This is a genomic window from Nocardia flavorosea (genome assembly GCF_015477805.1).
Taxonomy (GTDB): Bacteria; Actinomycetota; Actinomycetes; order Mycobacteriales; family Mycobacteriaceae; genus Nocardia; species Nocardia flavorosea_A.
On the sequence record NZ_JADLQL010000001.1, the window covers coordinates 1,602,412 to 1,615,719 of the forward strand.

The window sequence follows — 13,308 nt, forward strand, 5'->3', positions numbered from 1 at the left end:
GTTTTCCGCCGCGCCCGGCGGGCATCGGCCGGCCGCGCATTAGAGTCGAGCCGTGCCGATCTTCGCCGTCCAGTACACATACTCCGATGCCACAGCCGCCGCGCGAGATGTGCATCGGCCCCGCCACCGGACCTGGCTCGCCGGCCAGCTCGCGGCGGAAACCCTGCTCAGCAGTGGGCCGTATCCGGACGGTTCCGGTGCACTGTTGCTGTTCCGCACCACGGACGCCGAGGCGCTCGGGCAACTGCTGGCCGCCGACCCGTTCGCGCAGGAGGAGCTGATCGCCGAGGTGCGGGCGGCCGAATGGCAACCAGTCTTCGGCGCGTTCGCCGACTGACGGACACCGCGTACCGGCCGTCTTGCCCCGGCCGGTACGCGTAGCCGCCTAGTCCTTCGGTTCCCCGGCTGATTGCGGCCGCGCCGCACCACGCGTGCGCAGCAGACTGGCAACCGTCGCGACCACCAGGATCCCGATGATCACCGACAGCGACAGGCCCGTGGAGATCTCCGGCACGCTCACGTGTTCACCGCCGTTGATGAACGGCAGATTGTTCTCGTGCAGCGCGTGCAGGACCAGTTTGACGCCGATGAACGCCAGGATCGCGGACAGACCGTAGGACAGGTACACCAGCCGGTCCAGCAGGCCGCCGATGAGGAAGTACAGCTGCCGCAGACCCATCAGCGCGAACGCGTTCGCGGTGAACACGATGTAGGGCTCTTCGGTGAGACCGTAGATCGCCGGAATGGAATCGAGCGCGAACAGCAGATCGGCGAAACCGATGGCCAATAGTGCCAGCAGCATGGGGGTGACCACCCGGCGGCCGTCGATCCGGGTGATCAGTTTGTCGCCGTCGTAGCTTTCGGTGGTGGGGACCAGCCGTTTCGTCAGTGCGACGATCCTGCTGTCGCGTTTTTGTTCCTCCTCGACCTCGTGCCCGCTCTCCCGCAGCAGTTTGACCGCGGTGTAGACCAGGAACAATCCGAACAGGTAGAAGACCCAGCTGAACGCGCTGATCGCCGCGGCGCCGACCGCGATGAAGATACCGCGCATCACCAGTGCGACAACGATGCCGATCAGCAGCACCTTCTGCTGATACATCCGCGGCACGGCGAAGGTGGACATGATGATCAGGAAGACGAACAGGTTGTCCACCGAGAGGGCCTTCTCGGTGACGAAACCGGCGTAGTACTCACCGGAGAAGGTGCCGCCCCATTTCCAGGCGATCACCCCGCCGAAGGCGAGCGCCAGGCCGATGTACACGGCCGACCAGAACGCCGATTCGCGGAAGGTCGGTTCGTGCGGTGTCCGCACATGGGCGAAGAAGTCGAAAACGAACAGGCCGAGGATCACCGCGATGGTGATTCCCCACACGAGAGCGGTTACCTGCATACGGTGATCCGTTCAGCGGTACGAGTCATGGTGACAATCATGCCCGATATGCCCGATTCAGTCGTATTGCGGGGCGGTTGCCGGTTTATCGTCGCACACCCGCCGCGGCCGAGCCCGAGGGCACGGCCGCATCCGTCATGGTTGTTCCGGTTCCGGATTCTCGTCCCCGCCGCCGCGGATCGACCAGAGCAAACCATCGAGCTCATCCGGTTTCACCAGCACATCGCGCGCCTTGGACCCCTCGCTGGGCCCCACCACACCACGGGTCTCCATCAGGTCCATCAATCGTCCCGCCTTGGCGAACCCGACCCGCAGTTTGCGCTGCAACATCGAGGTGGAACCGAATTGGGAGGTCACCACCAGTTCCACGGCCTGCAGCAGAACATCGAGGTCGTCGCCGATATCGGGATCGACGTCCTTCTTCTCCCCCGCCTTGGCGGCGGTGACGCCCTCGGTGTACTCCGGCTCGGCCTGGTTCTTGGTGAACTCGACGACCCCGTGGATTTCCTCGTCGCTGATGAAGGCGCCCTGCAGACGAGTCGGTTTCCCGGCGCCCATCGGCAGGAACAGGCCGTCGCCCATACCGATGAGCTTCTCGGCACCGGGCTGGTCGAGAATGACCCGTGAATCGGTGAGCGAGGAGGTCGCGAAGGCCAGCCGCGAGGGCACATTGGTCTTGATGAGACCCGTCACCACGTCGACCGACGGTCGCTGAGTCGCCAGGACGAGGTGGATACCGGCGGCCCGGGCCTTCTGGGTGATCCGCACGATGGCATCCTCGACATCGCGCGGTGCGGTCATCATGAGATCTGCTAGTTCGTCGACGATGGCCAGGATGTACGGGTACGGCCGGTAGACGCGTTCGCTGCCCAGCGGTGTGGTGATCGCGCCGGATTTCACCTTCCGGTTGAAATCGTCGATATGGCGGACCTTGCTGGCCTGCATGTCCTGATAGCGCTGTTCCATCTCCTCCACCAGCCAGGCCAGCGCCGCCGCGGCCTTCTTGGGCTGGGTGATGATGGGGGTGATCAGATGCGGGATGCCCTCGTACGGAGTCAACTCCACCATCTTCGGGTCGATCAGAATCATCCGGACCTCGTCCGGGGTAGCCCGCTGCAGCAGCGATACCAGCATCGAATTGACGAAACTGGACTTACCGGAGCCGGTGGAGCCGGCCACCAGCAGATGCGGCATCTTGGCCAGATTCGCCGCCAGGAACTCGCCCTCGATGTTCTTGCCCAGGCCGATCACCAGCGGATGGTGATCGTTGCGGGTGGACGGCGCCTTCAGCACATCGGCCAGCCGCACGAGTTCCCGGTCGGCGTTGGGCACCTCGATACCGACAGCGGACTTACCCGGGATCGGAGCGAGCAGGCGCACGTTCTCGGTCGCCACGGCGTAGGCGATATTGCGGGTCAGCGCGGTGATCTTCTCGACTTTCACACCCGGGCCGAGTTCGACCTCGTACCGGGTGACCGTCGGTCCGCGGACGAACCCGGTGACTGCCGCATCGATCTTGAACTGCACCAGCACCTCGGTGATCGCCTCGATCATCGATTCGTTGGCGGCGCTACGGCGACGCGGTGGATCGCCGTCGACCAGCAGATTCATCGGGGGCAGGGTGTAATCGCCCTCGGCCACCCGGTCGGCGACGAATTCCGGTGCCGGCTCCGGCAGCGGGGTCTGGTCGACCGGTGCCGCGGCAGCGGGTTTGCGTTTCTTGCGTCCGGCCGGTTTCTCCTCCCCGGTCGCGGCGATCGGTTTGGCGTCGCGCAGCGGAGGTTCCCCGGCGTCGCCCGGGCCCACCGGCGGCCCGGTGAACTCGTCGGCCGGATAGCTCTCGGCCGGTGTGCGGCCACGGCGGCGGGACCGCCCGGGCGGTTCGGCCTGCTCGTATTCGTCGATCGGGTCGTATCCGTCGCGATAATCGTCGTCGTAGCCGGGCGCGCCGAAGAATTCCCGCAACCGCTGCGGTGCCTCGCGAACCGTCGTACCGGTGACCAGCAACACACCGAACACCATGGCCAGCAGGAGAATCGGGACCGAAAGCCAGGCCGTGAGCCCGTCGGTGAGCGGCCCGCCGATAACGAAACCGACGAATCCCGCGGCATCGGCGCGTCCCGCGGCATCGGCCGGACCGCCGTCGGCGATATGCCACAGCCCCAGGAACGGCAACCCGATCAGCAACCCACCCAACACCAGGCGCGGCCGGATATCCGGACGTGGTTCGGTACGCATGAGCACGACGGCGATACCGGCGGCCACGAACGGCAGTACCGAGGAGGCCGAACCGGTGACCGCGCGGATGAGACCTTCCACCCAGCGCCCGATGGGCCCGCCCGCCGACAACCAGACCGCTGCCGCGATCACGGCGCTGACGGCGATCAGCCCCAGCGCGATCCCATCACGGCGATGTCCGTGTTCGATCTCCCCCGCACGGCTGATCGCGCGCGTGGTGGCGCCGACGCCGCGGGCCGCTACGGTCCATCCGCCGCTCACCAACCTGGTGAGCACGGCCAGCGGGGCGGTATCCGAACGCCGCGGCGGGGCGGGACGACGCGTGGTGCGCCGAGCGCGAGGGGCGGGCGCCTTGCGCGCGGCCCCCTGCGGTGCGGTTTTACGCGCCGGGCCCTGGGCCCGTGCCGCGCCGTCCGATCGACGCGTGCCCGAACGAGAACGGGCCGCGGTGGTCCGCCCCCGAGCCGATCCCGCCCGCGCACCCGGTGTGGTTGTGCCGCGGGACTTACCTGCCATGGGCTCAGGCTAGCCGCAACAACCCCATCCGGACCATCCGCAACACTGGTACCGGGCTCTGGGACGGTGGTGATTCTCGCCCGCCCGCCGGTACCCGCGGTCGGGATGCGGCCGTTTTCCACGGCCCGGCCAGGCCCCGGCGGGGCAGGTCTCCCATGGCCGGGGTCAGATCGAACGATCCAGTTCGAGTACCTGCCGAACGGCCTGCGGCTCCCCGTCCGATTCGATCCGGACCTGCTCCCGCCCGAATGCGTGCAACAGCAGTTCGGCGGGGGCACCGGTCAAGGTCACTACCGGGCCGGGCTTGTCCACCACGCGGACCCGGTCCCCCGCCGGTGTCGAGAGTTCCACCGGCACGGGAGATTTGCGGTAGGCCATCTTGCCCATCCGCCGCAGCACCGACCAGAGCCGCTGCTGATCGCGGTCCGGCAACTCCCGGGGCTCCCAGCCGGACTCCGCCCGCCGGACATCCTCGTGGTGGACGAACATTTCGCTGAGATTGGCGATCGCGTCCACCGGACGCAACGGCGACCACCACGGCGGGCCGCTGCGGACCAGTTCCAGGAGCTCGGCGAACGGCCGCTGTGCGGTTTCGTCCTGGCGCCGTTGCAGATAACCGGCGAAGGGCCGCAACATGATCCCGGGCGCGGCGTCCGGGCGGCGTTCCCGGACGACCAGATGCGCCGCGAGGTCGCGCACCGTCCAGTCTCCGCATAGGGTTGGCGCGTCCGGCCCGGTCTCGTTCATCGTTTCGACCAATGCACGGCGTTCACGCTGAGCGAAGTTCACACGATGAATCTAGCCGAGACCCAGCCATCGGGGAGGGGATGAGAACCGAACCGGTTGCTACGCAGCAGAGATGCTCTGTACTTTGTCATTCGGTCCATAGGGTCGTGGACCGATACACACAGAATGGGAACACCTTTGAAGAAGATTCTCACCGTTGCCGCCGTTCTGGTGGCGACCGTCGGTTCGATGTTCGCCGCTTCCGTGGCACCCGCGCACGCGCAGTACAGCAGTTACTACGGCGCCATCGCGGTTTCGCTGTCCACCGGTAACTACGGATGGTCCTACGACTACGACAGCTACTCCGAAGCCGAAGCGGCCGCCGAGGACCGGTGCGGTGCCGCCGATTGCGTCGCCAAGATCTCCTGGCGCAACGGTTGCGGTGCGCTCGCGGTATCGGACAACTGGCTGAGCTACGGAGCCGGTTCGACCCGGTCCGCAGCTCGGGCCGAGGCGCTGGCCAACAACCCGGGTAACGCCTACATCGAGCACTGGAACTGCACTTCCGGCTACGACCTGTGAGTTCGTACCCACCACTTTTTCCGGCCGGCGCCGAATTCGCCGATTACCTGCGTAGGGGAAACAGAACTGTGAAAATTCGTCCATTCCGGGTCGTGGCCGCCGTAACGATGGCCGCCGCCGCCCTCACCTTCACCGCCTGCTCGTCCACCGAGGAGTCCTCCGCCGACGCGGCGGCCACCAGCACCGAAGCCGCCGCCGAGTTCGAATCGGGTAAAACCCAGGACGGACGGGAAGAAGGCAAGGCGCCGACCACCACCGCGGCGCCGAACCTGCCCAAGCCCACGGTCGAGGAACTGAACGACAAACTCACCCGGGCGCTCGACGGTGCGGTGAGCGAAGAAGAGAAGCTGGGCTTCATCGAGGATGCCGAACAGGATCCGCAGCTGGTCGACAAGCTCGTCGAGGCGGCCAAGAAGAACGAAGTCACGGTGAAGATCACCAATGTCGGCGAGCCCGCGGAGGGCAAGGTGAAGGCCGACGCCGAGGTCACCATCGCCGGCGCTCCGGTCGAGAACGCCACGGTCGATTTCGTCGCCGAGGGCGATCAGTGGAAGATCGCGCACGATTTCGCGTGTAATATCGTCAAGTCCGCGGAGCTCGACTCGGCAGCCTGCCAGCCCGAAGCCTGATCCGCACGACCGGCACCGGACATTGTGAAAACCGCCGGAGGCATTGCCTTCCGGCGGTTTTCCGCTGTCTACGGCCGGTTGTCAGACGCCGAGTACGGTCGGCACGATCATCGGGCGCCGACGGTAGGTGTCGGCGACCCAGCGTCCCACCACCCGGCGCACGCTCTGGGCGATGCGATGGGTGTCGGTGATACCTTCACCGGCCAGGCGCAGGAGTTCGGCCTCCACCAGTTCGGCGGCTTCGGCCAGCGCGGTGGGATCGTCGGAGAAACCGCGACCGCTCACCTCCGGTGTGCTCACCGCTTTACCGGTGGTCGCGTCCACGGCGACGGTGATGGCGATGAAACCGCCCTCACCGAGAACCAGCCGGTCCGACAGGGTCGATTCGCCGACGTCGCCCACCGACAGTCCGTCGACATAGACATGCCCCACCGGCACCCGGCCGACGATGGAGGCAATTCCGTCGACCAGATCCACGACCACACCGTCTTCGGCCAGCACCACCCGGTCCTCGGGCACTCCCGTGGCGACCGCGAGCGCGGCGTTGGCACGCAGATGCCGCCATTCCCCGTGCACCGGCATGGCGTTGGTGGGGCGTACCGCGTTGTACAGGTACAGCAGTTCCCCGGCCGACGCATGCCCCGAGACATGCACTTTCGCGTTCTGCTGGGTGATCACCGTCGCGCCGAGCCGGGCCAGCCCGTTGACCACGGTGAACACCGAGTTCTCGTTACCCGGGATGAGCGAGGACGCGAGCACCACCAGATCGTCGGCACGGATATGGATCTGGCGGTGGTCGCCGCGCGCCATCCGCGACAGCGCTGACAGCGGTTCGCCCTGGGAGCCGGTGGAGATGAGGACCAGTTTGCCCGGCGGCAGGGTGGCGGCCTGGTCGAGATCGACGACCAGCCCGTCCGGCACCGTGAGAAAGCCCAGATCCTGGGCGATCTGCATATTGCGCACCATCGACCGGCCGACGAAACAGACGCGGCGGCCGTATTTCTGGGCGACGTCCACAACCTGCTGGATACGGTGTACATGGCTGGCGAAAGAGGCCACGATCACCCGGCTGCGTGCCTTACCGATCACGGTGTCCAGGACACCGCCGATCTCCCGCTCGGGTGTGACGAAACCGGGGACCTCGGCATTGGTGGAATCGACCAGGAACAGATCCACGCCCTCGTCGCCGAGGCGCGAGAAACCGGCGAGATCGGTGAGCCGGCCGTCCAGCGGAAGCTGATCGAGTTTGATGTCGCCGGTATGCAGAATGGTCCCGGCGGGTGTCCGGATCGCCACCGCGAGCGCGTCCGGGATGGAATGGTTGACCGCGAAGTACTCACAATCGAACGGCCCGTGCTCGCTACGTTCACCCTCGGTAACCTCGACGAGCCGCGGATGCAACCGGTGTTCCCGGCATTTCGCGGCGACCAGGGCTAGCGTGAACTTCGACCCCACCACCGGGATATCGGGGCGCAGGCGCAGCAGGAACGGCACGGCCCCGATATGGTCCTCGTGCCCGTGGGTGAGCACCACCGCGGCCACATCGTCCATCCGATCCTCGATCGGCCGGAAATCGGGCAGGATGAGGTCCACGCCCGGCTGCTGGTCCTCGGGGAACAGCACACCGCAGTCGACGATGAGCAGTTTGCCGCCGTATTCGAAGACCGTCATATTGCGGCCGATTTCGCCGATACCGCCGAGCGCGAATACTCGCAGTCCCTGACGCGGCAGCTTCGGCGGCAGTGGGAGCCGGTCCTGCGCGGCGATCTCCGGGGGCACCGAGGGTAGTGCGCGGCCGGAATCACCGCGGCCCCGGCCCGAGGAACGTCGGTTACCGCGCCGCGGCTTGTCCCGCGCGGAACGGGCTTCCGGTGCGGGATCGGATCCGGCGGCCGTAGTTGCCGTTTCGGTCACCGCGGGTGCCGGTTCCGGCGCGGCCACCGTCTTCGGTTCCGGTGCGGCCGGCGTCTCGGTTCCGCGCGCGGCCGGCGATGCCGCGGTCTGGTCGGGCTGCGGGGCCGGTGCGGGCTCGGCGGGGCCGGCGTCGCGGCGGGCGGTGCGCCGCGGACGGCGGGCGGCGGGGCCGGTCATTCGAGCACCCCGGCGGCGCGCAGGTCAGCGGCCAGATCCTCGAGCTGTTCCGGGCTCGGCATTATCTGTGGCAGCCGTGGTTCACCGACATCCACACCGAGCAACCGGAGACCACCCTTCGTCATCGCCACTCCGCCGAGCCGCGCCATGGCGGCATTGAGCCAGAGCAGGCTGGTGTTGATATCCCGGGCGCGCGCCACGTCACCGGCGGCGAACGCGTCCACCATCTCGCGCAGCCGTTCCGGAACCAGATGGCCGATCACACTGATGAACCCGACGGCGCCCATCGCCAGCCACGGCAGATTCAACATATCGTCGCCCGAGTAGAAAGCCAGATCGGTTTCGGCGATGAGCGCGGCGCCGGCGTTCAGATCGCCTTTGGCGTCCTTGACCGCGACGATCCGGGGATGTTCGGCAAGCCGGCGAATCGTATCCGAGGCAATCGGCACCACCGATCTGGGTGGAATGTCGTAGAGGGTCACCGGGAGGTCGGTGGCATCGGCGACGGCGGTGAAATGCGCGAACAGACCCTCCTGGGTCGGCCGCGAATAGTAGGGGGTCACGACCAGCAGGCCGTGGGCGCCCGCGCGCTGGGCATTGCGGGCGAGTTCGATGGAATGTGCGGTGTCATAGGTTCCGGCGCCGGCGATGACGGTGGCCCGGTTACCGACCGCGTCCACCACCGCCCGCAGCAGATCCGCCTTCTCCGATTCGGTGGTGGTCGGCGATTCGCCGGTGGTGCCGGAGATCGCGAGCAGGTCGACGCCCCGGTCGACCAGACGATGCGCAAGGGAGACGCCGGTGTCTATGTCGAGCTTGCCCTCGGCGCTGAAGGGGGTCACCATCGCGACACCTACCGTGCCGGACGCGCTCAACACCGGAGGCATCGATTCACCGTTCGTCATGGTCAGAAAGGCTACCCGGTCACGGGGCAGCCCTCGACACCCTCGTCTGTGTTCTGGGCCGCCGAAGCGAACCTTGACATCACGCACGCAGCGTCATGACGTCGAACCGGGGTTGTATGACATCATAAACGGCGTCACAATGATGTCATGGATCTGACCAGATACACCGCCCGGATTCGCGACGACCTGATCGCCGCGGCCGCCCTGGGCGACGAGAAAACACAGGCCACAGCCGAAGCGCTCGCCAAGGCAGTGGAGAACTCGGCCCGGCTGGCCCTGCTCGCGGCACTCACCGAACTCGCCGATACCGTCACGACCGAACTGGGTGACCGCGCCGTCCGTGTCTCGCTGCACGACGACGAGGTCGCGGTCGAGGTGGGCCGCACCCCGGCCGGCGACAACCCCAGCTTCGAGGAAATGACCGGCGATATCAGCCGGGTGACTCTGCGGCTGGTGGAACAGGTGAAATCCCGTGCCGAAGAGGCCGCCGCCCAGAGCGGGCAATCGCTGAACTCCTGGATGGCCGGTGTGGTGTCGGGCGCGTTGCGCGATCAGATGCGCGGCGGCCACGGCACCGCCAAACGCGACGACACCGCCCCCTGATCAGGTCGAAACCAGGATCTCACCGGTACTGCCGATTTCGGTACGCCGGTCCCCGCCGGGGGCGCTCGCCAGGATGGTCGCCAGGTTCCGCCGCCCGGCCGGAAGTACCCGGATGGTGACCGATCCGGCGTTGGCGGCATCCAGTTCCCGCACAGCGAGATCGAGCACCCGCGTCCGCAGTGTCGCCGCCACGCCGGTGAAACCGCCGTCGTCGAGCAGGAGCACCTCCACCCCGCGCGACCGCGCACCGCGGGCCGCGGCATTGAGCTGATCGGTGACCAGCTGCGGCGCCCGCAGACCGTCCCGTAATTCGGCCTCCAGCAGGCGGCATACCTCGCGATCGGCCGGCGTCAGGTCGGCACCGCGGGCGATACGCTCCAGCATCGGCCGGGCCAGCTCGTCCAACCGGCTCAGCTGGCGGTTCCGTTCGGAATGCTCGGCCGCCATGGTTGCCTCGGCGGCCGCCCGCATGGCGACGTCATCGTGCAGCAGGCGTAGCGAACGCTGTGTCGGCCGCAGGACCAGCGCGCACACCGTGGCCCCGGCCAGGCTGGCCAGCGCGAGGACGGATACGAACAGGGAGCCGACCGAAATATCCAGCACGATATCCACGAACCCGAGCACGGCCGCGACCGCCGCGGCACCGGCCCACGCCGCGAAGATCCGGCCGCGCACCGCCAGCACCGCCAGCACGAAGGACACGACAAGAGTCGCCAGCGGCTGACGCTGACGCACGGCATCCTCGGTGAAGTTCACATGCGTCGCCAGCACCGTGACCAGTCCCGCCGCGAGCACTACGGCGGTGGCAGGCCACGGCAGCGGTTCCCCGGGCAGCAGGAGCAGGATCGCGCCGGCACCCAGCATTGCGGCGAGCGCGACTACGAACTGCGCGATCGGGACCTCGGTGAACGATGGCGTGATGTACAGCGTGATGGTGACGGCGAGGCTCGCCTGGAACACCCAACCGGACCGGCCACGCATGCCGAGCAGTGCGCGCAGCTCGAAATCGTCATCCCGATCAGTCATCGCCGCCCTTCCCCGCGTTTCCCCACATCAGCGTCACTGTCGTCCCCCGCCCCGGTTCCGATTCGACAAATCCGGCGCCACCGGCCAGCTGACGCATCCGGCCCAGAATGCTCGCCGAAATTCCCAGCCGGTCGGCGGGCACCACCGACCGATCGAACCCCGCACCGTCGTCACGGAACACCACCAGCAGCCCGCCGGCGCCGACCGTCACGGTCACCTCACGATGCACCGGGCGACCGGGAATTCCGGCATGCCGCAGGCTGTTGCGAACCGCCTCGGCCAGCGCCGCGGCCATCGGGCCGGCCACCGACAACGGCATACGCAGTTCGGGCTCGTCGCCGCCCCGGTGCACGGTGAACTCGACACCGGTATTGACCTCGCGTACCGCGGCCCGCAGGAAACCGATGGCCGAGTTCGCGTTCAGCAGCCCCGGCTCGGCATCGGAGAACCGGGTGGCATCGAGCTGATCGAGCGCGCGTCGCGCCTGTTCCCGCAGCACCGCGGAGGTGTCGCCGGAACGGGAGGCATCCAGCAGCGTGGACAGCACCGCGTCATGGATCAGCACGGCGAACCGCGTACGTTCCCGCTCCCTGGCCGAAGTCCCCGCAACCGCCGCCGCCCGTTCACCCGCCAGCACCGATTCGCGGTCCACCCGCGCCCCGGCCGCCCGCGCATGCACCACACACCACAGGAACAGCAAGGACAGCCCAGCTTGGCGTGCGAAATTGTCGGCGACGGCCAGTACCGTCGTATCGTCGAACATCACATACAGCGCGATACCGGGGGTCGCGGTCGTGATCACCAGGTAGACCCCCGCCAGCCAGGGTGGCCAGGCCACCGCCGCCGCCAGCACGCCGATCATGATCAGCCGATGCGCCCAGATCAGCCCCGGTGCGGCCGCGACCTCGTAGTAGTAGGGCATCACCAGCGCCATCCCGGCGAGATAGCCCAGCGCGGCCGCCCCGCCGACCGCCCGCACCAACCGCGGCCCCGCGATCAGCGATACCACCGCGAGTACCGGCAGCATCCCGAACGCGACGGTCACGGAGAGCAGGGTCCAGACCAACGGAACCGGGCGATGCTGCACGATGACCTCGGGCAGTTCCAGCACCGCCGCGATCGTCCCGACCAGCCCGATCACCAGCCCGAACCGCCGGACCACCCGATCGGCGGCCAGTTCGGGACCGGCATTACGCGCGCGAACCAGCGATACCGACGCCGACCACAGGTCGCGCGGCCGCAGCGACCACAGCGCGGGGCGCCGCGACACCTCGACCGGCGTAGCCGCGTTCATGACCGGCGATGTTCGGGAACCGGCAACCAGCCGTCCTCGACCGCCCGCTTGTAGAGATCGGTCTTGGTGGGCGCGGGCCGGCCCGCATCGGCGTATTTCTGCCGGATCCGGCCCAGATAGTCGTTCACGGTCTGTTCGGAGAGACCGGTGAGTCGCGCCACTCGCGACGCCTTCTCACCGGATGCGTACAGCGTGAGCACCTCTTCCTGGCGCGGGCTCAATCCGACGCTGGACAACTGCGGATCACCGTCGATGGCCGCAGCCCAATCGGTGGTCACCACCTGCTCGCCGAACGCGGCGCGGCGTACGGCGCCGACCACGGTCATCACATCCTCGGATTTACGGACCACGCCCAGGACACCGGCGCGGGCAGCCGAACGCACCAGATACGGATTATCGGCCCCGGTGAATACCAGGACCTCGACACCGCGCTCCCGCAATGTCGCCACATTGTCCTCGGGCGTGGAATCGTCGGCCAGCCGCAAATCGAGGACCACCAGGTCCAATGCCGGGACACCGTCGACCTGGCAGGCCGGATCGTCCAGTAGTCCGGCGACTGTGCCCGCGGTCGCCACCAGTTCCAGGTCCGGCTCGGCTTCGAGCATCGCCACCAGGCCGATCGCCACCGATTCGTGGTCCTCGACCAGACCGATACGGCGTGGCCCGCTCCGATCCCCGACGCTGTCCGTCACAACACAACTCCCATCAGGCACGCCCCCGTCCAGAGCAGTATGGCGTGGTACGCGCGCCGAGGTGAGCCCCTGATTTCAGGGGAACCACCGGAGGCGTCGCGGCCGAATCGGCCTATCCCATCAACTGTGCTGCCACGGTCGCGCCGAGTTCCCAGCATGCTCGGAGATCGTCCTTGCCCGGCTTACCGGAGACCGCGACGTAGGCGGCGGCCTTCGCCCACCCCAGACCGGTCGTGATGGAGGTGACGCCGCGCTCGGCTCCTTCGGTGCCCTCGTTGCCGTGCAGGTAGAGGCCGAACGGCCGGCCCCGCGTCGAATCGAGGCAGGGGTAGTAGACGATGTCGAAGGCGTGCTTGAGAGCGCCGCTCATGTAGCCGAGATTGGCGGGGCTGCCGAGGAGATACCCATCGGCCGACAGCACATCCGCCGGCGATACGGCCAGCGCCGCCCGGCGCACCACCTCCACCCCCTCGATCTCCGGATCGGTGGCTCCCGACAGCACGGCCTCGAACATCGCCTGCATGAACGGCGACGGTGTGTGATGGATGATCAGCAACGTCGGCACACCGGCGAGCCTAGCCGCCGCGCCCGGTTCCGGCGGCGCGTACCCGCCCCG

13 protein-coding genes are annotated in these 13,308 nt (G+C 67.7%); 4 read left to right on the forward strand and 9 right to left on the reverse strand.

Annotation, left to right across the window (positions count from 1 at the left end; translation table 11 throughout):
• The first annotated feature begins 52 nt into the window (after positions 1 to 52).
• On the forward strand, positions 53 to 337 hold the full coding sequence (locus tag IU448_RS07180; RefSeq protein WP_195054634.1) for a YciI family protein: 285 nt from the start codon (positions 53 to 55) through the stop codon (positions 335 to 337).
• A 48-nt stretch (positions 338 to 385) separates the two neighbouring features.
• On the opposite strand, the gene IU448_RS07185 is transcribed toward IU448_RS07180, so the two are convergent.
• The 3 genes from IU448_RS07185 to IU448_RS07195 all read right to left on the reverse strand — a co-directional run bounded on the left by IU448_RS07185 (position 386) and on the right by IU448_RS07195 (position 4,933).
• Entirely contained in the window at positions 386 to 1,390 is a 1,005-nt protein-coding gene (locus IU448_RS07185) for a TerC family protein (protein WP_195054635.1), read from the reverse strand.
• Between the two features lie 135 nt (positions 1,391 to 1,525).
• Positions 1,526 to 4,144, reverse strand: coding sequence for a DNA translocase FtsK (locus IU448_RS07190; protein ID WP_195054636.1), 2,619 nt, complete (start codon positions 4,142 to 4,144; stop codon positions 1,526 to 1,528).
• 165 nt (positions 4,145 to 4,309) lie between these two features.
• Positions 4,310 to 4,933, reverse strand: a complete 624-nt coding sequence (locus IU448_RS07195) for a TIGR03085 family metal-binding protein (RefSeq protein ID WP_195054637.1) — start codon at positions 4,931 to 4,933, stop codon at positions 4,310 to 4,312.
• Between the two features lie 123 nt (positions 4,934 to 5,056).
• Between IU448_RS07195 and IU448_RS07200 the strand changes: the two genes are divergently transcribed.
• On the forward strand, positions 5,057 to 5,452 hold the full coding sequence (locus IU448_RS07200; protein ID WP_195054638.1) for a DUF4189 domain-containing protein: 396 nt from the start codon (positions 5,057 to 5,059) through the stop codon (positions 5,450 to 5,452).
• A 68-nt stretch (positions 5,453 to 5,520) separates the two neighbouring features.
• Positions 5,521 to 6,081 carry a hypothetical protein gene (locus IU448_RS07205; RefSeq protein WP_195054639.1) on the forward strand — a complete coding sequence of 187 codons (561 nt, stop codon included), beginning with the start codon at positions 5,521 to 5,523 and terminating at the stop codon, positions 6,079 to 6,081.
• Positions 6,082 to 6,162: 81 nt separating this feature from the next.
• On the opposite strand, the gene IU448_RS07210 is transcribed toward IU448_RS07205, so the two are convergent.
• Both IU448_RS07210 and dapA read right to left on the reverse strand, forming a co-directional pair.
• Entirely contained in the window at positions 6,163 to 8,172 is a 2,010-nt protein-coding gene (locus IU448_RS07210; RefSeq protein WP_228812055.1) for a ribonuclease J, read from the reverse strand.
• The gene (gene dapA, locus IU448_RS07215; RefSeq protein WP_195054640.1) at positions 8,169 to 9,077 is read right to left on the reverse strand and encodes a 4-hydroxy-tetrahydrodipicolinate synthase; all 909 of its coding nucleotides are present in this window, start codon (positions 9,075 to 9,077) and stop codon (positions 8,169 to 8,171) included. The genes IU448_RS07210 and dapA overlap by 4 nt, the downstream gene beginning before the upstream one ends.
• Before the next feature lie 147 nt (positions 9,078 to 9,224).
• Between dapA and IU448_RS07220 the strand changes: the two genes are divergently transcribed.
• The gene (locus tag IU448_RS07220; RefSeq protein WP_195054641.1) at positions 9,225 to 9,680 is read left to right on the forward strand and encodes a hypothetical protein; all 456 of its coding nucleotides are present in this window, start codon (positions 9,225 to 9,227) and stop codon (positions 9,678 to 9,680) included.
• Here the strand turns inward: IU448_RS07220 and IU448_RS07225 are convergent, their stop codons facing one another.
• The 4 genes from IU448_RS07225 to IU448_RS07240 all read right to left on the reverse strand — a co-directional run bounded on the left by IU448_RS07225 (position 9,681) and on the right by IU448_RS07240 (position 13,215).
• Positions 9,681 to 10,706 (reverse strand): hypothetical protein, encoded by a 1,026-nt coding sequence (locus IU448_RS07225; RefSeq protein WP_195054642.1) that lies wholly within the window; start codon positions 10,704 to 10,706, stop codon positions 9,681 to 9,683.
• Positions 10,699 to 12,000: a sensor histidine kinase gene (locus IU448_RS07230; protein WP_228812056.1), complete on the reverse strand. Its 1,302-nt coding sequence runs from the start codon at positions 11,998 to 12,000 to the stop codon at positions 10,699 to 10,701. Before IU448_RS07230 ends, IU448_RS07225 begins: the two co-directional genes overlap by 8 nt.
• Complete coding sequence (locus IU448_RS07235) at positions 11,997 to 12,692, reverse strand: response regulator transcription factor (RefSeq protein ID WP_280456519.1); 696 nt, start codon at positions 12,690 to 12,692, stop codon at positions 11,997 to 11,999. Before IU448_RS07235 ends, IU448_RS07230 begins: the two co-directional genes overlap by 4 nt.
• A gap of 112 nt (positions 12,693 to 12,804) precedes the next feature.
• Positions 12,805 to 13,215, reverse strand: a complete 411-nt coding sequence (locus IU448_RS07240) for an NAD(P)H-dependent oxidoreductase (RefSeq protein ID WP_228812440.1) — start codon at positions 13,213 to 13,215, stop codon at positions 12,805 to 12,807.
• Positions 13,216 to 13,308 lie beyond the last annotated feature (93 nt).

Excerpts from the sequence above, each read along its gene's own strand:
- IU448_RS07185 (WP_195054635.1), bottom strand. The coding sequence starts at position 1,390 with ATGCAGGTAACCGCTCTCGTGTGGGGAATCACCATCGCGGTGATCCTC.
- IU448_RS07190 (WP_195054636.1), bottom strand. The coding sequence starts at position 4,144 with ATGGCAGGTAAGTCCCGCGGCACAACCACACCGGGTGCGCGGGCGGGA.
- IU448_RS07200 (WP_195054638.1), top strand. The coding sequence starts at position 5,057 with ATGGGAACACCTTTGAAGAAGATTCTCACCGTTGCCGCCGTTCTGGTG.
- IU448_RS07210 (WP_228812055.1), bottom strand. The coding sequence starts at position 8,172 with ATGACCGGCCCCGCCGCCCGCCGTCCGCGGCGCACCGCCCGCCGCGAC.
- dapA (WP_195054640.1), bottom strand. The coding sequence starts at position 9,077 with ATGACGAACGGTGAATCGATGCCTCCGGTGTTGAGCGCGTCCGGCACG.
- IU448_RS07220 (WP_195054641.1), top strand. The coding sequence starts at position 9,225 with ATGGATCTGACCAGATACACCGCCCGGATTCGCGACGACCTGATCGCC.
- IU448_RS07225 (WP_195054642.1), bottom strand. The coding sequence starts at position 10,706 with ATGACTGATCGGGATGACGATTTCGAGCTGCGCGCACTGCTCGGCATG.
- IU448_RS07230 (WP_228812056.1), bottom strand. The coding sequence starts at position 12,000 with ATGAACGCGGCTACGCCGGTCGAGGTGTCGCGGCGCCCCGCGCTGTGG.
- IU448_RS07240 (WP_228812440.1), bottom strand. The coding sequence starts at position 13,215 with ATGCAGGCGATGTTCGAGGCCGTGCTGTCGGGAGCCACCGATCCGGAG.